Source organism: Polynucleobacter sp. es-GGE-1 (assembly GCF_018882005.1).
GTDB lineage: Bacteria > Pseudomonadota > Gammaproteobacteria > Burkholderiales > Burkholderiaceae > Polynucleobacter.
In genome coordinates this window covers 37,357-57,701 of record NZ_JACVPE010000002.1, presented here as the reverse complement: position 1 = coordinate 57,701, position 20,345 = coordinate 37,357, and the positions used below count along the sequence as shown (strand labels likewise).

24 protein-coding genes are annotated in these 20,345 nt (G+C 43.8%); 6 read left to right on the top strand and 18 right to left on the bottom strand.

Annotated features, from left to right (window positions below; genetic code table 11):
• Window positions 1-6: 6 nt before the first annotated feature.
• From ICN35_RS01250 to ICN35_RS01230, 5 genes are all read right to left on the bottom strand, one after another.
• Window positions 7-531, bottom strand: coding sequence for a chromate transporter (locus ICN35_RS01250; protein WP_216123616.1), 525 nt, complete (start codon window positions 529-531; stop codon window positions 7-9).
• Window positions 528-1,094 carry a chromate transporter gene (locus ICN35_RS01245; protein WP_216123614.1) on the bottom strand — a complete coding sequence of 189 codons (567 nt, stop codon included), beginning with the start codon at window positions 1,092-1,094 and terminating at the stop codon, window positions 528-530. Before ICN35_RS01245 ends, ICN35_RS01250 begins: the two co-directional genes overlap by 4 nt.
• Complete coding sequence (locus tag ICN35_RS01240) at window positions 1,091-1,756, bottom strand: hypothetical protein (RefSeq protein ID WP_216123612.1); 666 nt, start codon at window positions 1,754-1,756, stop codon at window positions 1,091-1,093. The genes ICN35_RS01245 and ICN35_RS01240 overlap by 4 nt, the downstream gene beginning before the upstream one ends.
• A 207-nt stretch (window positions 1,757-1,963) precedes the next feature.
• Window positions 1,964-2,869, bottom strand: a complete 906-nt coding sequence (gene ppk2 / locus ICN35_RS01235; RefSeq protein ID WP_215297058.1) for a polyphosphate kinase 2 — start codon at window positions 2,867-2,869, stop codon at window positions 1,964-1,966.
• A 59-nt stretch (window positions 2,870-2,928) separates the two neighbouring features.
• Window positions 2,929-3,720, bottom strand: coding sequence for a 1-acyl-sn-glycerol-3-phosphate acyltransferase (locus ICN35_RS01230; protein WP_216123610.1), 792 nt, complete (start codon window positions 3,718-3,720; stop codon window positions 2,929-2,931).
• A gap of 93 nt (window positions 3,721-3,813) precedes the next feature.
• Between ICN35_RS01230 and ICN35_RS01225 the strand changes: the two genes are divergently transcribed.
• From ICN35_RS01225 to ICN35_RS01210, 4 genes are read left to right on the top strand one after another with little or no spacing between them, the layout of a single operon-like run.
• Window positions 3,814-4,623, top strand: coding sequence for a UDP-2,3-diacylglucosamine diphosphatase (locus tag ICN35_RS01225; RefSeq protein ID WP_370624067.1), 810 nt, complete (start codon window positions 3,814-3,816; stop codon window positions 4,621-4,623).
• On the top strand, window positions 4,620-5,648 hold the full coding sequence (locus ICN35_RS01220; protein WP_215297055.1) for a glycosyltransferase family 1 protein: 1,029 nt from the start codon (window positions 4,620-4,622) through the stop codon (window positions 5,646-5,648). Before ICN35_RS01225 ends, ICN35_RS01220 begins: the two co-directional genes overlap by 4 nt.
• Before the next feature lie 12 nt (window positions 5,649-5,660).
• Window positions 5,661-6,065 carry a diacylglycerol kinase gene (locus ICN35_RS01215; protein WP_215297053.1) on the top strand — a complete coding sequence of 135 codons (405 nt, stop codon included), beginning with the start codon at window positions 5,661-5,663 and terminating at the stop codon, window positions 6,063-6,065.
• Between the two features lie 43 nt (window positions 6,066-6,108).
• Window positions 6,109-7,035: a GNAT family N-acetyltransferase gene (locus ICN35_RS01210; RefSeq protein ID WP_255535666.1), complete on the top strand. Its 927-nt coding sequence runs from the start codon at window positions 6,109-6,111 to the stop codon at window positions 7,033-7,035.
• 69 nt (window positions 7,036-7,104) lie between these two features.
• Here ICN35_RS01210 and ppx read toward each other — a convergent pair whose 3' ends face one another.
• The 7 genes from ppx to ICN35_RS01175 form a co-directional block, all read right to left on the bottom strand.
• Window positions 7,105-8,667, bottom strand: a complete 1,563-nt coding sequence (gene ppx / locus ICN35_RS01205) for an exopolyphosphatase (RefSeq protein WP_216123608.1) — start codon at window positions 8,665-8,667, stop codon at window positions 7,105-7,107.
• Between the two features lie 112 nt (window positions 8,668-8,779).
• The gene (locus ICN35_RS01200; RefSeq protein WP_370625647.1) at window positions 8,780-8,914 is read right to left on the bottom strand and encodes a GDCCVxC domain-containing (seleno)protein; all 135 of its coding nucleotides are present in this window, start codon (window positions 8,912-8,914) and stop codon (window positions 8,780-8,782) included.
• Window positions 8,915-9,099: 185 nt separating this feature from the next.
• Entirely contained in the window at window positions 9,100-10,845 is a 1,746-nt protein-coding gene (locus tag ICN35_RS01195) for an alkaline phosphatase (protein WP_216123604.1), read from the bottom strand.
• Window positions 10,846-10,927: 82 nt separating this feature from the next.
• Window positions 10,928-12,370 (bottom strand): DUF2252 domain-containing protein, encoded by a 1,443-nt coding sequence (locus ICN35_RS01190; RefSeq protein WP_216123601.1) that lies wholly within the window; start codon window positions 12,368-12,370, stop codon window positions 10,928-10,930.
• A 62-nt stretch (window positions 12,371-12,432) separates the two neighbouring features.
• Window positions 12,433-12,873 (bottom strand): tautomerase family protein, encoded by a 441-nt coding sequence (locus ICN35_RS01185; RefSeq protein ID WP_216123600.1) that lies wholly within the window; start codon window positions 12,871-12,873, stop codon window positions 12,433-12,435.
• 24 nt (window positions 12,874-12,897) lie between these two features.
• Window positions 12,898-13,395 carry an arsenate reductase ArsC gene (locus tag ICN35_RS01180; RefSeq protein ID WP_216123598.1) on the bottom strand — a complete coding sequence of 166 codons (498 nt, stop codon included), beginning with the start codon at window positions 13,393-13,395 and terminating at the stop codon, window positions 12,898-12,900.
• Window positions 13,396-13,421: 26 nt separating this feature from the next.
• Complete coding sequence (locus tag ICN35_RS01175) at window positions 13,422-13,595, bottom strand: hypothetical protein (protein ID WP_216123597.1); 174 nt, start codon at window positions 13,593-13,595, stop codon at window positions 13,422-13,424.
• Between the two features lie 446 nt (window positions 13,596-14,041).
• Between ICN35_RS01175 and ICN35_RS01170 the strand changes: the two genes are divergently transcribed.
• Entirely contained in the window at window positions 14,042-14,515 is a 474-nt protein-coding gene (locus ICN35_RS01170; protein ID WP_216860792.1) for an MgtC/SapB family protein, read from the top strand.
• Window positions 14,516-14,599: 84 nt separating this feature from the next.
• Entirely contained in the window at window positions 14,600-14,800 is a 201-nt protein-coding gene (locus tag ICN35_RS01165) for a hypothetical protein (protein WP_215297043.1), read from the top strand.
• A 13-nt stretch (window positions 14,801-14,813) separates the two neighbouring features.
• On the opposite strand, the gene phoR is transcribed toward ICN35_RS01165, so the two are convergent.
• The 6 genes from phoR to pstC all read right to left on the bottom strand — a co-directional run bounded on the left by phoR (window position 14,814) and on the right by pstC (window position 20,329).
• Window positions 14,814-16,112: a phosphate regulon sensor histidine kinase PhoR gene (phoR, locus tag ICN35_RS01160; protein WP_216123596.1), complete on the bottom strand. Its 1,299-nt coding sequence runs from the start codon at window positions 16,110-16,112 to the stop codon at window positions 14,814-14,816.
• Between the two features lie 66 nt (window positions 16,113-16,178).
• Window positions 16,179-16,892, bottom strand: coding sequence for a phosphate regulon transcriptional regulator PhoB (gene phoB / locus ICN35_RS01155; RefSeq protein ID WP_215320476.1), 714 nt, complete (start codon window positions 16,890-16,892; stop codon window positions 16,179-16,181).
• An 18-nt stretch (window positions 16,893-16,910) separates the two neighbouring features.
• The gene (phoU, locus tag ICN35_RS01150; protein ID WP_216123593.1) at window positions 16,911-17,621 is read right to left on the bottom strand and encodes a phosphate signaling complex protein PhoU; all 711 of its coding nucleotides are present in this window, start codon (window positions 17,619-17,621) and stop codon (window positions 16,911-16,913) included.
• A 13-nt stretch (window positions 17,622-17,634) separates the two neighbouring features.
• A complete protein-coding gene (pstB, locus tag ICN35_RS01145; protein ID WP_216860791.1) occupies window positions 17,635-18,471 on the bottom strand; it encodes a phosphate ABC transporter ATP-binding protein PstB in 837 nt (278 codons plus the stop codon).
• A gap of 8 nt (window positions 18,472-18,479) precedes the next feature.
• Window positions 18,480-19,346 carry a phosphate ABC transporter permease PstA gene (gene pstA / locus ICN35_RS01140; protein ID WP_216123592.1) on the bottom strand — a complete coding sequence of 289 codons (867 nt, stop codon included), beginning with the start codon at window positions 19,344-19,346 and terminating at the stop codon, window positions 18,480-18,482.
• A complete protein-coding gene (pstC, locus tag ICN35_RS01135) occupies window positions 19,343-20,329 on the bottom strand; it encodes a phosphate ABC transporter permease subunit PstC (RefSeq protein WP_216123591.1) in 987 nt (328 codons plus the stop codon). Before pstC ends, pstA begins: the two co-directional genes overlap by 4 nt.
• Window positions 20,330-20,345: the final 16 nt, after the last annotated feature.

Genomic DNA, 20,345 nt, shown 5'->3' with positions numbered 1-20,345 from the left:
ACTTACTTAAAAAAATCGCAGATAAATAAAACCCAGCACGCCTGATCCTAAGATCACAAAAACGGGATTGATCTTGGTTCTCAGAATCAAGTAAAGCGTACACAGCGCCAAGATCAGAGTCATTGGGCTGACGATTGATGCCTTAGCAACGGCATACACGCCAGATGCCATCAATCCAATAGAGATAGGCTCTAAAGCACTCTGGATAGTGCGTCGCCAGGGATTATGAGCAAAATGACTCCATAGACGACCTGCATAAAAACACAAAATACTAGAAGGTAGAAAAAAGGCCAGCAGCACAATACCCGCACCCACTATACCTGCTACTTTGAAACCAATAATAAGCACCATCAACATATTGGGGCCAGGCGCTACCTGCCCAATACTATAGATATGAATAAATTGTGCATGAGTAATATCAAATTGATGAGCGAAAAGAGTTTGCATCTCTGGCAAGACAGCAGTACCTCCTCCAACAGCCAGGATCGATAAAAGACTAAAGGTGAGTGCGAGTTGAACTAGCAAACTCATGGCTGTAGTTTTGGCCTATATACATAGATAGAAATCGGCGCCATGATTAACAGAACTAAAGGCAAAGAGAGTTTTGCAATGCTCATGAGTCCGAAGGTACATGCAATGATGATGACGGATTTCAAGTGCTTCCAGTGCTCATCGCCAATACGGTATGTAATCGCAGCCAATAGACCGCATGCACCAGCGGCAATCCCAGTTAAAAGCAGATTTGCAAGTGGATGATCATTATTGTTGGTAAAAGCAATGCCAATGATTAAGACAAAAAGAGATCCCGGAAGAATTAATCCTAATGCAGCAATCACTGCACCCCAGATTCCCCGCAAATGATCGCCAGCGAGCACTGCTAAGTTCACTGAATTTAAACCAGGCATGGTTTGACTAATCGCCAAGTAACCCATGAATTCATCAGCGCTGAGCCATTTTCGTTTTTCAATGAGAAGAATCCGCTCGTAAGCAATGATTCCACCACCAAAACTCACTGCACCAATAATCAAAAACTGTATAAATAAATCACTCAGAGTGACCTTGACTTTATCCCCACTAGGGTTTTCAAGGCTCATTCAGGCTTTCCATAGATCAAGGCAGTTTTAGTACTCCCTATTTCTAGCCAATCGGCAAGCTCAATTTGAAGTTGTTTGAAGAATTTATCTGCTCGCTTATGAGCTTTAGCTTGTGCTCGGTTTTCATCATTGACTCGATATGAAAAAGCCAGTTCGCCAACAATAGGGTCTCCCGCACTTTTCATCCAAATAGCAATATCACAATGCGCCTGAACACCATCACCAAAGACGAGATTGCCCAATGGCAAGCAGGCCTCTAATATTTTATTGGTTGATCCGCCCACAATACGTAGCGGTGATTTTTTATCAATGGCGAGTTTAGCAAGACCAGGAAAGAATTTATTAGCGCTGCTGAGTGTTCTATCAAAGAGATCATCAATCGGAACAGCATCCAAGATGGCATTGTTTGAATATATTTGACGTTGTGTACCCAGCCCATCTCCACGGAGAATTTCTTCTTTGAAGCGAATCCGTGATTTGATCTTTTTCTGCGGTGTCGGGTCAAAGTTTGAGGCATGATCCATCTCATGCGCACGACATTTCAGCGTGACCTCAGCGTAATCATCCACCCAAACATTTTGGCGTGATTCTCGGACACGTAAAATAATATTGTTCAGGCGAAAATCTTCGCCCGGCGTGTCATAAAAATAAATGTTACGCAAACCGGTATTAGCATTATCTAGATGAAAAAAATCAACCTTGTTTTTCTTGCAAAACTTGATCAGCTGTTCGCTAAGGGCGGTGATTTTGCTGCGACGATCTAAGCCTTTGGGCTTGATAAGCAGCTTAAATTCTCTATTGGTAATCTACGGGTGGAGTTTTTTCACAATAACCTCTGTTTGCAAGAGATTATCACTATACCGCGAGGATTAATAGACTTGAGGGACGTACATCTCTGGTGGCACCGGTCCACGGAGGTAATCAGGGTTGTGAACGCGGGCTGGTAGAGTAATTACAGGGTGATCGATCTCTTTATAAGGGATCTGGTTTAGCAAATGCGTAATGCAATTTAAGCGGGCTTTTTTCTTATCATTGGCCGCTACTACCCACCAAGGGGCTTCCGGAATATGCGTGCGTTCCAGCATCGTTTCCTTTGCTTTGGTGTATTGCTCCCATAAGCGACGAGCCTCTAAGTCCATTGGGCTGAGTTTCCATTGCTTCAATGGATCGTGAATACGCATCATGAAACGGTTGTACTGCTCATCATCAGAGATTGAGAACCAGTATTTAATCAAGATAACTCCAGAGCGAATCATCATGCGCTCTAAATCAGGAACAGTTCTCAAGAACTCTTCATACTCTGCGTCGGTACAAAAGCCCATCACTTTTTCAACGCCAGCACGGTTATACCAACTGCGATCGAACAACACTATCTCACCGCCAGCTGGCAGGTGAGAAATATATCTTTGGAAATACCACTGCGTCTTTTCACGTTCATTTGGCGCAGGTAAAGCCACCACTTTACAAACGCGCGGATTCAGGCGCTGGGTAATCCGCTTGATAGCTCCACCCTTACCGGCTGAGTCGCGACCTTCAAACAGCACAGCTACTTTTACATTATTCGCAACGACCCAATCTTGGAGCTTTACAAGTTCTCCCTGCAATCTGAAGAGCTCTTTAAAGTAAACATTGCGAGGGACTTGGGAACCAGCTTCACCATCAGGCGAGAGACGATCGTCATCAAGCTCCATTTCGAGCTCTTCATCCATGCTATCAAGAATCTCTTCTTGAGCACGTTGATACCACTCTGCCATCTCTGTATGCTTTGAAGTCATCTTATTTCCACTGAATAATGTGAAGTTTACGCCCTAACTTATGACATTATTGTTACAGACTACAAGGTATTTGACGAGCTTAGGTACTTGGCAATTTGCTCATGGCTATGCAGAGCCAGCCATTTTCGATCACTTGGCTGCTCAGACGTTGCGGCAGGGGGTGGAAAAAAGGTGAGCTCCGCAATCAAATTCCGGTTTTTGAGAATCTTGCTCATTGACTCCAAAAGCCCCATATCTCCTACAAAAGCAGGCACATCTGAGCGTTGACCAGTTGCCTTGAATAAATAGCGAATTGCTAGGGTGTAGACCGGCAAATCTGCCATCACAGCGGCCTCGAATAAGTTTGGCTTAAAAGGACGCACAGTTTCACCGATGGTGGATGTGCCCTCGGGAAAAATACAGACTGACTCCGATTTCAGTACGGCACTCATCTCCCCCACCACCACATGGGCATGTCTAGAGCTATCCCGTTTGATAAAAACCGTACCTAACTGTTTTGCCATCCATCCAAATATAGGCCACTTTTCTACCTCAGACTTAGCCACAAACCGAATGGGTTTGAAGGCGTTGATAGCATGAATATCTAGCCAGGAAATATGATTGGACGCCAGTAAATAGGAATTGCTCGGCAGAATACCTGGGTTCATCACCCGCAATTGAATGCCAAAAATCTTCAGCAGCTTTATTGACCACTGCTGAATATGAAAGTGTCTGGTTTTCAGATTAGCGAATGGAAACACCATGAAGAGGGTGGCTACTCCAGAAAGAACATGAGCCCAAATGGCCATCCATAGACCAAAACGGGTAATAAAAGGGGTTTCTTTCTCAATGAATGCTGGAGGAATACTCATATACGGCTTCAATATATAGCAAATGCCTTGCGTCATCAAACTGACTTAAAAATGTCATGATGCTTACATAGTGGCTTGGCTTAATACGGTTTCATGATGCATTACAGAGCCATCTGGATTTCAGACGTACACCTAGGAACATCAGGGTGTCAGGCAAACTACCTCCTCGATTTTTTAAAGCATAACGAAGCCGATAAGTTTTATCTCGTTGGTGACATCATTGATGGCTGGCGTTTAAAGAAGTCATTCTATTGGCCACAGGCTCATAACGACGTCGTACAAAAACTATTACGTAAGGCTCGTAAGGGAGCTGAAGTGATTTACGTACCCGGCAACCATGATGAAAGCGCCCGTCAATTTTTTGGACTCTCTTTCGGCGATGTGAAGGTTGTTGAGGAAGTAATTCACACTACCTTAGATGGCAAGAAGCTCTGGGTTACCCATGGCGATCTTTTTGATGGAGTGATGCAGTACGCCAAATGGCTTGCCTATGTTGGTGATACGCTCTACTCCTTCATTCTCTATATTAATCGTTACTTCAATATGCTGCGAGTCAAAATGGGCTTGCAGTATTGGTCACTCTCTCAATACTTAAAGCATCAAGTCAAGAATGCAGTGAGTTACATCGCTGACTTCGAACATATTATGGCTAGAGAAGCCCGTCTGCGCGGATGCGACGGAGTTGTCTGTGGCCACATCCATAAAGCAGAAATCCGTGAGATTGATGGTTTGCTCTACTGCAACGATGGCGACTGGGTCGAAAGTTTAACCGCCTTAGTTGAAACCCATACGGGTGAGCTAAAAATTGTTCACTGGCCCTATATCAAGGGTGAACCTGTTGAAACTCCTGAAATTGCCTTCCAACCTGCTGTTGAATCACTTCTGAAAGAGGCTGTGCTATGAAAATTATGATCATTACTGACGCATGGGATCCACAGGTAAATGGCGTTGTTCGCACCCTCAAGCAAACCCGCGCTGAATTGACTGCGATGGGTCATGAGGTTGAAATGATTACGCCCAATGGATTTAAATCCATCCCTTGCCCGACTTATCCAGATATCGCGCTCTCCTTATTTCCAGGCAAAGAAGTAGCCCGTCGTATCAAAGAGTTTGCTCCCGATGCCATGCATATTGCTACAGAAGGTCCTTTAGGTTTATCTGCCCGCTCATACGCTGTTAAGAACAATCTACCCTTCTCTACTGCGTATCACACCCGTTTCCCAGAGTATGTAAAAGCACGTACTGGTATTCCGCTGGCAATCACTTATGCCTTTATTCGCTGGTTCCATGGCCCTTCAATGGCAGTGATGGCACCAACGATTGTTGTGAAAGATGACCTTGAGAAATACGGTCTGAATAATGTGGTTCTGTGGTCACGCGGTGTTGATTTGGATATTTTCAAAATGCAAGAATCCAAGACTCTTAATACTGCACATCCCATATTTTTGTATGTTGGTCGAGTAGCGATTGAAAAGAACATCAATGCATTTTTAGAGATCGATTTACCAGGGTCTAAATGGGTAGTTGGTGATGGTCCAGCGATGGCAGGCATCAAAGAAAAATATCCTGAAGTGAACTATCTTGGTGTTCTGCAACAGCATGAGCTTGCCAAAGTCTATGCAGCAGCTGATGTATTCGTGTTTCCTAGTAAGACTGATACGTTTGGACTTGTTTTACTAGAAGCCATGGCTTGCGGTACTCCTGTGGCGGCTTATCCCGTTACCGGCCCCATTGATGTTCTCGGAAACTCCAAAGCGGGCGCCATGAATGAAGATTTACGTGTGGCCTGTATCGAAGCATTAAAAATTCCTCGTGAAGTTGCCCGTGCGCACGCTGAGAAATTTTCATGGAGAGCCGCTTCTGAAGAGTTTGCAAAACATCTCAAGCCGGTACCAACGACTGATGTGCATGTTACTGCCATTGCTTAATAAGGGCTTGTTTTGACCTCCCCCTATCACATAGACCAAAACCCCCACAAAGGGAATCGTGGACTTGCTAGAGCATGGCATGCAGCTAAGAATTCTTGGTGTGGCTTGGTTTATGCCTTTCAAGAAGAAAGTGCTTTTAGACAAGAATTAACGCTATTCGTTTTATTAACGCCAGTCGCCTTCCTTTTGCCAATTAGTTATTTGGAAAAGGCTTTGCTAGTTGCCTCTTTGCTCATGGTATTGGTCGTTGAGTTGCTCAATTCCAGCGTTGAAGCGGCCATTGATCGCATCTCCTTTGAACATCACGACCTCTCTAAGCGCGCCAAGGATTTTGGCTCTGCTGCGGTCATGTTAGCCCTGTTTATTGCCGTTCTGATGTGGTCTGCCGTCTGTATTCCGATTGTCTTAAAACCGTAATAAATGCGCTCTACGATCATATAAACCATACACAAGGCTAACTATGTCTGATATACCAAACCCAATTGGCGCCTTTGAGATCTTTTCTCCTAGGAAGAAAAAGGATCCAAGCCAATCTAAGTTAAATCCCATTAAAAAGCTCTCTAAAAAGCTGGCCAAGAAGCTATTTGGGAAAAAATTTGCCACCAAAGCCCGTGCTGAATTAGCGGCAGCTGAAGCAGTTGCCGTTGTACCTCAGGCAGCAAAAGCAAAACGTCCTGCTTTTCAGATTCAATGGGCTAGTAGCGCAAGTGAAGTCAAAGAAGCACAACGTTTACGTTATAAAGTCTTCGCAGAAGAAATGGGCGCAAATCTCTCTCAAAACCCAGAGGGTTTAGATGTCGATGAGTTTGATGCTTATTGTGACCACCTATTAATTCGCGATCAAGACACACTTAAGGTGGTTGGCACCTATCGCGTTCTGCCACCACACAAGGCTAAGGAAATTGGTCGCTTGTATTCTGACTCTGAGTTTGACCTCACCCGTTTAGATCACTTGCGCCCTAAATTAGTCGAGCTTGGCAGATCGTGTGTTCACCAGGACTATCGCTCTGGTGCTGTCATCATGGCTCTGTGGAGTGGTTTAGCCCAGTACATGCTGAAAAATGGCTACGAAATCATGCTCGGTTGCGCAAGCATTCCGATGGCAGACGGTGGTCACTTTGCAGCCAGTCTCTATAACTCCCTTGGCAGCGATCAAATGGCGCCAACTGAGTTTCATGCCTTCCCCCGCTTACCATTGCCCTTAGATAAGCTCAATGGTGGTCTAGAAGTTGACGCTCCTCCATTGATTAAGGGTTACCTTAAATTGGGTGCCAAGATTTGTAGCGCTCCAGCATGGGATCCTGACTTCAATACTGTAGATTTACTGACTATGCTGCGTTTGTCAGATATCAATCCACGTTATGCAAAGCATTTCTTGGGGATGTAATTCTAAGAAAATATTTTCAGGTGATTTGGCCGCTTCCACGTGAAGAGGCTTTTTTATTCTGCAGCAGTATTACTTCAGACTGACTTGGTAAGACCGACCTACTCTTTCCCATTCAGCCGCCTCTTTAATCAAACTAAATTCTGTTAGAGGGTGTTCAGCAGCCCACTCTTTAGAAAGACTCACTAGATAAGATCCATCGTGTTCAGAAACTTTTATACGCGGTAAATTGGTGTCATTGCGACCACGGCACAGCACTTGAGCTAAGCGCAAGCAAAACAACATGCGCCAATCATAAAAACTATGGTTGTTTGCGAGCTTTCCAAGCTTGCCAGTATGGCCAATCAATAAGGCTGCTAATCTAGCTTGATCATTCTTGGAAAATCCAGGCATATCGGCATTCGCTGCGATATAGGCTGAATGCTTGTGATAACCATTATGCGAGATTGAAAGGCCGATTTCATGCAAATTAGCCGCCCACTGCAACAAAGCCACATTATCTGCTCTATTCTCTGCCTCAGGCTTTGGTAGCTGCTGTAAAAAATCAACCGCCAGTTTGCCAACCCGATTAGCCTGCTCACGATCTGCCGCATAACGCTGCATGAACTGTTCAACTGTTACGTAGCGCATGTCATGATGTTGTGAGCGCCCCAGTAAATCGTATAAGACACCACTTCGTAAAGCCGCATCAGTGACTTCCATCTCTTCGATGCCCAACTCATCAAACACCGCCAGCATGATGGCTAAGCCACCAGGCCAAACAGACCTTCTGTCATCCTTAAGACCTACCAACTCAACTTGATTGACATTCTCATATTTAAGCAAAAGTTTCTTAAGGGCTTTTAAGCCTTCACGCGTAATCAAACCGCTGCTGGGATTCGCGCGACCCATGCTCAGGCCATCCCCGTGACCATTGAGATCATTTGCGGAAATCAGCTCCGCCAGAGCTCTCGCCGTACCTGATGACCCAATTGCCTGTTTCCAGCCAGAATTGAGATAAGCCCCAGCAATGACTTGAATTTCCCGTCTGGCAGCTAACTCCGCCTCTTTAAATTCATGTGCATCGATATTGCCTTTGGGGAAAAAACGCATACTATGAGAAACGCAGCCTATGTAGAGACTTTCCAAGAGCTTGGGTTCATAGCCTTTGCCGATGATAAATTCTGTCGAGCCACCGCCGATATCAACCACCAAACGATTGCCTTGCACGGCTTGGACTTCATGGGCGGCACCAATATAGATTAAACGCGCCTCTTCAACCCCTGCAATCACTTCGATTGGAAAGCCTAAAGCTATTTGAGCGTCATCCACAAATTGCTGAGCATTTTTTGCAACCCGTAGGGTATTTGTCGCAACCGCGCGCACGTTGGCAGGATCAAATCCTCTAATACGCTCGCCAAAGCGGCGAATAGCGGATAAGCCTCTCTGGTACGCATCATTACCAAGTAATTTATTCTCTGTAAGGCCGGCAGCGAGACGCACCGACTCACGCAAGGTATCTATAGGTCTTAGTTGAGTGCCAGAGGGTGTATTGACTGCCTGAGCAATGAGCATCCGGAAACTATTAGATCCCAAATCCACTGCAGCAATAAGGTCTGCAGGATTAGATAAAGGATCTACGGGATGACTTGCCAAAATATTCCCCAAAAATGGAATGCTGTATCAAATATGTCTATTTTATGTAAAAACCGTGACACATTGATGAAAATGACAGCAGACCTAATGGGCTGGGCTTGGCAGGACTCGTTTAGGCAGCCAAGTTTTGCTCAGAGCTTGAGCAATCGCGATTAGCAAAACTACACAAAATGCAGCAATCACCTGACTTGGGCTTAAGAATCGTGCTGCAAGAATGGCAACGATAGAGGTGGTAAGAGCTACCCACTTCAATGCTGATGACCTCAGAGGCTTGGCAATGAGGACAGGTAAGGATTGATTCTAGAAGTTCAGATTTAATATTCACAGCGCAATACTGAACCAGGAATGTTTCAGTATTGTGTCATTGACTGATTGCAGTTTCAGTCAATGACAGCTAATTAATATGAGTAACAAACCTCATAAGCAGGGAATTTATTTTGAGCCAAGACCCAAAGACTGAACCATAACTTTAAATACCTCTGTGTTATCCATAAAGCCTTTGAATTTCTCAGAACCTGGGCCCATTGCATTAAGCAAGGCATCGTCTGCAGTATGCACACCAACATCCTGATGAGATGGTAAATTGCCACCCACATGAATGGCATCTTCTTGTAGCTGAATATATTTCGGATTAGCTACGAATTTTCCAGAATCATTCTTGACTGCTGGGACAAACGTCCCATCCAGTTTCGGATGCATGGTTTCATAATGATCTGGGTAATTGCCGTAGAAGAATGCCAGACGTTTAGTCACATCAATTTGATTGGGATAACCCTGCACATCTGCCTTAGGGTAATTAGGGAATCCAGCCGATGCATAGGTGCCCACCTTCTCGCGCAGTGGGCCCGGTATATCGTCATGAACTACGCCACTGATCGAACCACTATGGGTATGATCCGGCGTCACAATAATCAGTGTGTCCGGATTCTTTTTGGCAAAATCTTTAGCAATTTGTACAGCATTGCTCAGCATGATGGTGTCAAAAGCCGCTCTCTCCCAATCTAATGGGTGGTTGAACTTGTCAATTAGAGCAGCCTCTACCATCAAAAAGAATCCATTTGGATTTCTAGATAAAACCTCTATCGCCGACTGAGTCATCTCTGTGAGATCAGGTTGATTCGGGTATTGGGCAACAGTATTCTTTTTGAGAAAAAGGCGATCTAAAGAGCCGTCCATATTGTCTGGATGAAACACGCCAAATAATTTTTTCGTGTTTTTATTATCCGCAGCATACATTAACTCTTGTTTAGTAAATGCCAGTTGGTAGCCATCGGTTTTAAATGCTTCAATGAGATTTTTTTCATCCTTACGCTTAGATGCTTTTGCCGATTGAGGATAAAAGTAAGCAGCACCACCGCCCAAAATAACCTCGGCCCCACTGGCTAATAATTGATCAGCAATATATTGCTTATCAGCGCGACGTCTTGTATGGGCTACCATAGCTCCTGGGGTGGCATCTTGTAATTCAGCATCAGACACAATGCCTACTGACATCTTGGTCTTGCGCTTGAGCAACTCAGTGATCGTCTCTACCTTAGGGTGAGATAAATTATCACTGGCACGAGAAACATAAACGCCCATGGCATTAACAGCAGTCTTGTGTCCTGTTGTGTAAGCACTCATGGAATTAGCAGAATCGGTAATCAAAGAATCAGAGCCCGAAGTTCCAATCATCGCCGTACTGGGCATGTCATCGAATGCCAGCCTACCTTGATATTTACCCTCTGTGATGCCTTTGGATAAAACACGGGCAGCAGTTCGGTTGGCAATGGTCATGCCATCACCCACAAACAAAATGATATTTTTTACCTTACGTGGACCGCTTGCATAAACATCCCAAGTCACTTGTAACTTTTCTTGTGGTGTACGAGCTACTAACTCATATTTTCCTGCCTTAGGCAGTTGCACATCCCGATAGATCACTGAGCTACCCTTACCGTTTTCGTCAGGAATAAATTCTGATTTGCTAGTGATCAGTTGATTGACAGGTGCTCCGTTAATAGTGAGGGAGAGATTACTGGGATCAATTACTTGATTGAACTCTACTTTGATATCGAATTTAGAGCTAGCCAAAATACTAGCTTGATCAATTGGATAGATCGCAGCCGCCTCAATGAATCCCGCAAAGGAAGTAAATAAAACCGGGAGTACGGCTTTAATGAGATAGGATATTTTCATAGAATGAAGCAAGAAAAAAGTTGGGGGAAACTACAATATCCACCCAGAAAATGACAGTCTGATGACTAAACCATAATATGCCTCAAAGGGCGATTTTTTTCTTTGCCGTCTGTAATTTTCCGGATTTAACCGCCTTACAGAATTGCTCATAGTCCTTCATATTTTGCTTTGAATACGACTTGGCAAAAGAATATAGCGCTTCATTGAGCTCTGCTGATTGACCGCAGTATCCCGCAATCATGGCAGCATCACCCGAACGTGCATGACCTAAGGCTAAGGCCCAACCGAATAACTTTGCATAATCAGGAAAGTTTTTTAAAGTCACTCCACCAGTACCAACTCCAATACCGCCTTTCATATCGCGCAATTGACGCAAATAGAAACCCTGACTCCTATGGATATCATATTGAACGGCGCCATAATTTAAGAAGATATCGGGGGCACCCTGAAGCAATCTCTGGCCAGCTACAACACGGTGACCCATATCGCGATAGATAGATTCGCCAAGATATGGCGTTAAGACCGATTTTTGCGCTTCCTTGTATTGCAGAAATAAGGGGTCGTTTTCGCTATCACCCTCAAAATATAAGACCATGCAATTGGTTCCAACGCTACCAACACCGACTACTTTTCTGGCGAAATCTTTGAGTGAGTAACGCTGAAACAAGATTTGTCGATCTACCAATAATGTGCTGGAGTAATTCAACAAGGCTTTATCAATCATCGATTCTAAGGAGATACCATAAGCATCTTTTTTAAAATGCTCAATTAATGGAGGTCTATTGATAATGCGTCGATTTTTGCCCACCAGTGTTGTCAAACTTTGCAGCACCTGAATATTACCCTGCCCCTTGGTCTCCTTCAGGTAGGCATCTAATTTTTTCTGATGCTCCTTGCTAAAGTGCTTGCGAATATCTTTCTCACCAATAAATTCTTGCGCCAAATCCAAATAAGGCATTTTGGAGTATTGCTCAATCCGCTTTTGATACTCTGATGCAATGTGGTAAACCAACTTTTTACCCAAGGCCTTATCGCCACCCAAGCTCTCTGATGCGATCAGAGCACTAGAAACTAAACGTTTGATATCCCACTCCCAGCTGCCAGGTAGCGTTTCATCAAAATCATTTATACCAAATACCAATCGATGTTCCGCTGTTCCAAATAAACCAAAGTTGGAAACATGCATATCTCCACAGAGCTGGACAATGATATTAGTTGTGGGTTGATTGGCTAAATCTTGTGCCATGATGGCAGCGCCACCACGGTAAAAAGCGAAGGGAGACTGCAGCATCCGTTCATAGCGAATCGGAATTAAAGATTGAATGCGTTGCTTGGCCTGCTCTTCCAAGATCGTGACAGGATCAATGCGGCTTTTTGGCGCTGTATATACCCCTTGCTCGGCAATGCTCACCTGCTTACGTAAGGCCTTGCCATCGGCCATTCGCTTTTTGATACTTGGGCGAGGATTTTTAAAGGACTCTACTGACCTCAGAACGGCAAATAGGGGTTTCTTCTCAGAAGACATGGGCTACCTAGGCAATGAACTTACCTGCACATCTTAATGCTTATACAAATAAGGAGGGTTGATTAAGAATTGAGGTAAATCAGCTTTTTCTGAATACTTGCCGGGAGAGTCGAGAACCAAACACTATCATCACCTACGGCAGGCAAGATTTGGCCGTATTCAATCATTTGACCGGGGACAATTTCGTCAATATAGGCCCAAATTTGGTGCCCTGCTAATTTAGTAGTGCTTTGTATAGCAATCTCGAGCTCAACTAACAATTGTTTCTTCATTTGCTCGCTTCTACCGATGCGGATTTGACCATTTAGAAAAATATGTGGTTCATCAAGCAGAACGCCACCAATAAAGCAATCATGCTGATCTAATTGCTTAAAGATCACCTGAGCAAAATAGGCCTCTGCACCAGTCACATCTGCATGAATTTTGGTGATCGCTTTGGCAAGGGTGAATTTTTGATGGGTTGTCAGCGATAAGCCGGCGTAATAAATACTATAGGTCGCCATATTAAGGTCTGTTATTAATCCGTCTTATTTGCATTGATGATGAATAGCATGCAGTTCATCTTTGATCTGCAAGTGATCCAACTTATCTATTGGAAGATCAATTAATAATTCAATCCGATTACGCAATCCCATTTCAACTTTTCTAAAGGCTTCCCACATATCATGCTCGCTACCAGTTACAGCAGCAGGATCCATAAAGCCCCAATGGGCAGTAGTAGGATGACCGGGCCAATATGGACATTCTTCTCCAGCTGCAGAATCACAAACGGTAATGATGAAATCCATTTGAGGTGAATCCTCTTTACCAAACTCGTCCCAGGTTTTACTTCTCAGTAATTCAAGTGGATAACCCATCTCCCTAGCAAGTTTTAAAGCAATAGGATGTACATAGGCTTTTGGCTTTGAACCAGCCGAATAGCCAATAAAGCGGCCATGACTAAGAGTCGTAGCTAGGGCTTCTCCAAGAATAGAGCGAGCAGAGTTGCCAGTACACAGAAAGAGAATGTTATAGGGGCGAGTCATCAGAAATGAATAGATAAATTTTCAGTTCAAATAATTTCATCGAGACGCAATGCATACTTTCCGTCTATTAGAAATTGATTTGTTTTTCGATCATTTAAGTAGGCAATTTTAGGCTTAACTTCACCGGAGTCTAGTGGAGGTTTTTCTTGGACTTCGTTGCGAAATACATCAGACAAATATTGAGTAAGATTTGTGTTCATGTCGATTTCACTTTCTAAAGAGAAGATGACACTATCCTAGTGCGTCTTTATTTCAGTTTTATTAATATCAATCAAAGAAAAAACCCAGTCGAAACTGGGTCTAAGGGAGAGTGCTACCACTATATCTTGGTCAGAAAATATCCGAAAATAAATATTGCGTTAATACATGACATGCTGATGACTAGCTACCAATTCGGTGATTCGCATATCGATTTGCATACCCTACTCTTGCTTCATTCCAAGCGTTCCATAAACGTAAAATCAATTTTTTCATATTGCATCCTTGTGGTGAAAGATTAGTCTCGGCATTTCCATTGTGTGGAAATGCAGTAACAACCTCATTCAGATTATTCAATAATGAAATGACAAGGGAGAGGCGTTTTTATGACAGATTGAAGTGACTGGGATACACTGATTTGATAATCATTCATTAAGGAATTCGAATCATGGATTGGAGCCTTTACAGCACTATCGCATTAAGACTAGCTCTAGCCTTGATAGTTGGCGCTATTCTTGGCCTTAACCGTTGGCTTCATCACAAATCTGCTGGCATTCGGACTCACTCTTTAGTTGCCATTGGCTCGGCAACAGCGGTCATGCTGATTAGTGACTTTGTCCAAGATGATGCACAGGCTGTCAGTCGCGTACTCCAAGGACTGATCACTGGTCTAGGATTTTTAGGTGCTGGAGTCATCATTCGTGAGCAACGCTCCCAAAAGGTTCATGGCCTGACTACGGCAGCCAGTCTTTGGGCATGCGCTCTGATTGGCGCGTCTTTTGGGGCTGGGCAATTTGTTTTGGGGGGATTATCCTTGGGAGCAATTTTGTTAACCCTCATCATTGGAGGCCCTCTAGAGCGACTGATGGCAGGGCTAACCGGGGTTAAAAGAGAGTCCGAAGTTTCTGACGATCCGGACTAAAAACCCATTAAAACAGTCAAAAAGGGGGAGTTGTCATATTAGTTTGATAGGATTGCCTATTCCTAACAATGACAAGTTGAAGCCATGAGTGATTATCGATATGAAGATGCAGTTAAACAACTGCAAGAAACTGGCGCAATTGGGCTAGTTGACTTAAAAAGTCTCCCACATGAGGACCTTGTCGAGTTATTTGAAGAAATCAAGGTTTGGTGTTTATACGCCAGCGGCAAAGCCGATAAATTGCCAAAAGAATCCAAGAAAAAGAAAAAGAAAAAGAAGGATTGATTTTCTAAAAGGCTTAAGCAGTTAAGCGGTTTTTTGGAAACTGCAAGGTAAAAGTACTCCCTTTTCCTGAAGTACTTTCAATGTTTAATAGAGCTTGATGCCTGTTGGCAATATGCTTAACGATGGCCAAGCCTAAGCCAGTCCCTCCAGTATCACGAGATCTGCTCCGGTCTACCCGATAAAAACGTTCTGTTAATCTTGATAAGTGTTCTGACGCTATTCCAGGGCCTGTATCTGTTACAGAAAATTCACCCTGACCTTGTGCGCTCACATCCCATCGCACCTGAATTTCCCCAGCATCTGGTGTGTACCGAATAGCATTGGATACTAAATTGCTAAATGCAGACAGTATCTCGCGCTCATCTCCCAAGATATTTTCCTTAGCAAGCACCTCAAAACTAAAACTATGTTTTCCTTGAGACAAAGCTTCCGCATCATTCCTAAGTAATGCCATGATTGTTTCGACATTCACCTTATTTGTAGTGGCAGGCAGCGAATTAGATTCTAGATTAGCAAGTGTTAATAGATCTTCAACGAGGCTTTTCATACGCTGCGCTTGAGACATCATCATGTCGAAATACTGATCACGTTGACTCTTCTCAAGATCCAATGTTTGGACTGTTTCAAGAAACCCCATTAAAACAGTAATCGGGGTTCTCATCTCATGCGAAACATTGGCTACGAAATCGCGACGCATCGCATCTGCTTTTTGCAGATCGGTGACGTTTTGTACCAGTAGCAAGTGTCGTTGATTACCAAACGGAAATGGTTGCAATATTAAGCTCAGACTACTCTGAGGCCCCATTCGCTCTAATAGCAAAGGTTCCTCAAAATCTCGTCTCATTAAATATTGAATAAACTCAGGGCGACGGATCAGAAAATTAATCCTTTGCATCGCATCGCGCCTAAAGTTCAAACCAAAGAAACTTTCAGCGATGGAGTTGCACCATTCAATCTGATCATTTTCATCTAGCATCACAATGCCGTTAGGTGAAGCCTGAAAAGCCTCGATAAAATTCTCGTGTTGCTGCTCAATATTGCGCATTCTTAGCTTTAAGTTCTTCACTAAACGCTGCAACTTATAAAGCACCTCTTCCCAAAGTCCGCTTGGCAAAGGCATGGACTCAATGGAGTCATCTTGTACATATTTACCTAGTCGCGCTAAGTTGATATAGGTATAGATGAGCGGTACCGCCAAGAGCGCAATCCCAACAACAATAGCCCACTCAGCACCTAGATTAAATAGGGTAATGAAGGCGGCAATGATTGCAAGACCAACAATGAAAAAAAAGCGGGTTAAGGCGGAAATCATGCTGCCATCTTAGATCATCTCCAGAAACACCACGGAAATGAGCGAAAAGGACAAAAATTGATGGATTTAAGACTCTGTAGGAGTCTTGGTAATCCGGTAACCGCTACCCCTGACCGTTTCAATATAACGATCGCAATCGACCGGGGCTAGTGCAGCCCTCAAACGCTTAATATGAACATCAACCGTACGTTCTTCAATGTAGACCTCATTGCCCCATACGTTATCAAGTAAATTGGTACGTGAATGGACTCTTTCAGGATTGCTCATAAAGAACTGAAGGAGTCTGTATTCAGTAGGTCCTAAAGAAATCGGTCTTGGATCAGTATTGGGCCAAATAGCTAAAACCCGGTGGGAACTTGGGTCGAGCCTCAAAGGACCCACGGTCAGCGGGCCAGTATCTTCAATTGGAGTTTGTCTGCGTAAAAGGGCTCTAACCCTGGCAATGAGCTCTTTAGGAGAAAAAGGCTTGGTCACATAATCATCTGCACCCGAATCTAATCCTAAGACCTTATCGGCCTCTTCGCTTTTAGCAGTGAGCATCAAAATTGGTAAACCTCTGGTGCGCTCATTTGCTCTCAGTTCTTTTGCAAACTGCACACCGGATTTTCCAGGGAGCATCCAGTCTAAGATGATAAGGCTTGGCAGTCGCTCCTTCATGAGACCTTGGGCGATGTCAGTTTGCATCGCCTTCTCTACCTCAAAGCCAGCATGGGATAAGTTGATTGCAATCAACTCTGCAATCGATGGCTCATCTTCAACAACTAGTATGCGGTGAGTCATGCGAATAGTTGGGCTTATTTAGTCGCTTTTGTTCGCTTCGCGCACTAAATCTTCGTGCGGAATATGGCGTACATCAGAGCCTTTTGCGATATAAATCACAAACTCAGCAATATTCTTAGCATGATCACCAATACGCTCAATCGCCTTAGCAATCGTCAGCATATCGAGACCTGTAGAAATGGTATGAGGATCTTCAGACATATACGTAATCAACTTGCGGACGAAGCCTCTAAATTCTTCATCAATCTGACGATCTTCAGCAACAACTTCAGCAGCAGCTGTGGTATCAAGCCTTGCAAAGGCGTCTAAGCTACGGCGCAAGAGATTAATAGCCATCTGTCCTGAAAGACGAATCTCTGCAACGTTGATGTTATGTGGTGCACCAGCCTCAATTAAACGTTTGGTTCTCTTGGCTACACGCTCTGCCTCATCACCTGCGCGCTCCAAATTCGTAATCGCTTTGGATACTGCCATTACTAAACGAAGATCACGAGCAGTAGGTTGGCGGCGAGCAATAACTTCTGTACAAGCTAAATCAATTTGAATCTCTAGGTCATTTACCAGCTTTTCATTTTCAATGACGATATTACAGGTATCAAGATCCATTTGCGTGAAGGCACGCATAGCTGTAGCAATTTGAGACTCGACCAATCCGCCCATTTCAAGCAAACGGCTTGAAAGCGAATTAAGGTCAACATCAAATTGGGATGAAAGGTGTTTATCTGGCATTTAATGTCTCCAATTAACCGAAGCGACCGGTAATATAGTCTTCTGTTTCTTTACGCTTAGGCTTGATAAAGATTTCATCTGTTTTACCATACTCCACCAAACTACCAAGGTACATATAAGCTGTGTAATCCGAAACACGGGCAGCTTGTTGCATGTTGTGAGTAACGATTGCAATCGTGTACTCATGCTTAAGCTCATTGATCAACTCTTCAATTTTACCTGTAGAAATTGGATCTAAGGCAGAAGTAGGTTCATCAAGCAAGATGACGGATGGCTTCACGGCAACGCCACGGGCGATACACAAACGCTGTTGCTGACCACCAGATAAAGATAAACCACTTTGATTCAATTTATCTTTTGCTTCAGTCCATAATGCAGCCTTATTGAGCGCCCACTCTACCCGCTCTTCCATTTCAGAGCGTGAGAGTTTTTCATATAAGCGAACACCAAAGGCAATGTTTTCATAAATAGACATTGGAAATGGCGTTGGTTTTTGGAAAACCATGCCAATACGTGAACGCAATAAATTCAAATCTTGGCCTGGCTCAAGAATATTTTGACCATAGAAGTTGATTTGACCTTCAGCACGTTGACCTGGATAGAGGTCATACATACGATTTAGTGTGCGCAACAGAGTAGATTTACCACAACCTGATGGGCCAATAAAGGCAGTAACTTTACCTTGCTCAATATCAAGATTGATATTCTTCAGACCTTGGAAAGAGCCATAATAAAAGTTAAGATCTCTCACTTCAAGCGCATTAATCGCAGCTTGGCCTGATTGTTGATTTGTTGTTTCCACACTACCCCCTTGACTATCAATCTTATTTAAGTCAAACATTGATTTCATATTACTCATCATCCTTGGACCTTCTCTCGGAATACAACGCGTGCCAAAATATTTAAGCCGAGAACGGCAAACGTGATCAGCAAGGCACCACCCCAGGCAAGCTCAACCCAGTTGTCATAAGGACTCATGGCAAATTGGAAAATCACCACTGGCAAATTGGCCATAGGCGCATTCATATTGGTTGAGAAAAATTGATTATTCAGTGCTGTGAAGAGCAATGGGGCTGTTTCACCACTTACACGTGCTAAGGCTAGCAAGATACCAGTCATGACACCACTTTGCGCTGCCCGCAAAGTAATCATAAAAGCTACCTTCCACTTGGGTGTACCCAATGCATAAGCTGCCTCACGTAAACTGCCTGGTACTAAACGCAACATATTTTCAGTAGTGCGAACCACAACAGGTATCGCAATCAGAGCAAGAGCTACAGTACCTGCCCAGCCAGAAAAGTGCCTTGCTTGCGCCACAATAAAGGCATAGACGAACAAGCCAATCACAATCGATGGTGCAGATAACATAATGTCGGTTACAAAGCGGGTCACTGCCGCAACACGGCTGCGATCACCGTATTCAGATAAATACAGACCTGCTAGAACACCAATGGGGGTACTGACCAAGGTACAGGTTCCTACCAATAGAAGACTGCCAACGATTGCATTAGCCAGTCCACCACCTTCTGAACCAGGAGCTGGCGTGCTATGAGTGAACAGACTCAAATCAATGGCTGAAAAGCCCTTAAATAACAAAACACCCAGAATCCAAAAAAGGAAGATCATTCCTAGGAGCATGGCACCCATAGACAAGGTAAGACCAATTTTATTGGCTCTTTTACGTTTGGCAAAAATGCTTTTATCGATGTTGGAAGAATTGTTCATGTTTTCAAGCCCTGCTTCTTCTCCATATTATTTAGCATCCACTTTGCGCACGCTAAAACAACGAAGGTAATAATGAACAGCGCCAAGCCTAGGGCAAACAAAGAAGATAAATGGTTACCAGCTTCAGCCTCGCCAAATTCATTGGCCAGAGTTGAAGCAATCGAAGTGCCTGGGGAGAATAAAGAAGCTGATAAGCGATGTGCATTACCGATGACGAAGGTAACAGCCATCGTTTCGCCAAGTGCCCTACCTAATCCTAACATCACGCCACCGATTACGCCAGCCTTGGTATAGGGCAAGACAACATTCTTAACCACTTCCCAAGTAGTACAACCAATGCCATACGCCGATTCTTTGAGAACTGGTGGCACGATTTCAAACACATCGCGCATGACAGAGGCAATAAAAGGCAGAATCATCATTGCCAAGATCAAACCTGCACAAAGAATACCAATGCCATTAAAGGCACCAGAAAATAAGATTCCCAAACCAGGAACTTGTCCTAAGGTGCCAGCTAATACTGGTTGAATATATTCAGCAAATAAAGGAGCAAAAATAAATAAACCAAACATGCCATAAATGATGGATGGCACTGCAGCCAATAATTCAACTGCTGTACCCAATGGTCTGCGAAGTGGACCTGGGCATAACTCTGTTAAGAAGACAGCAATGCCGAAGCTCAAAGGAACGGCTATCAACAGAGCAATTAATGAGGTAATTACTGTGCCATAAATTGCAATCAGTCCACCAAACTCACCATTAACAACATCCCACTCTTGTGAGAAAAAGAATCCTGGGCCAAATGTATGCAAGGCTGGCCAAGCATTCATCACCAAAGAGATCAATATTCCCATCAATGCAATTAAAACTGACACCGCAAAGAATTGCGTGACCGCATGGAATAAAAAATCCTGTACTCGCTGTAATTTCGCGATTTTCAGAGCTTGCGGCGTAGGTGCCGAGTGAGACTGAGTAATGTCCATTGAGATTGGCTTATTT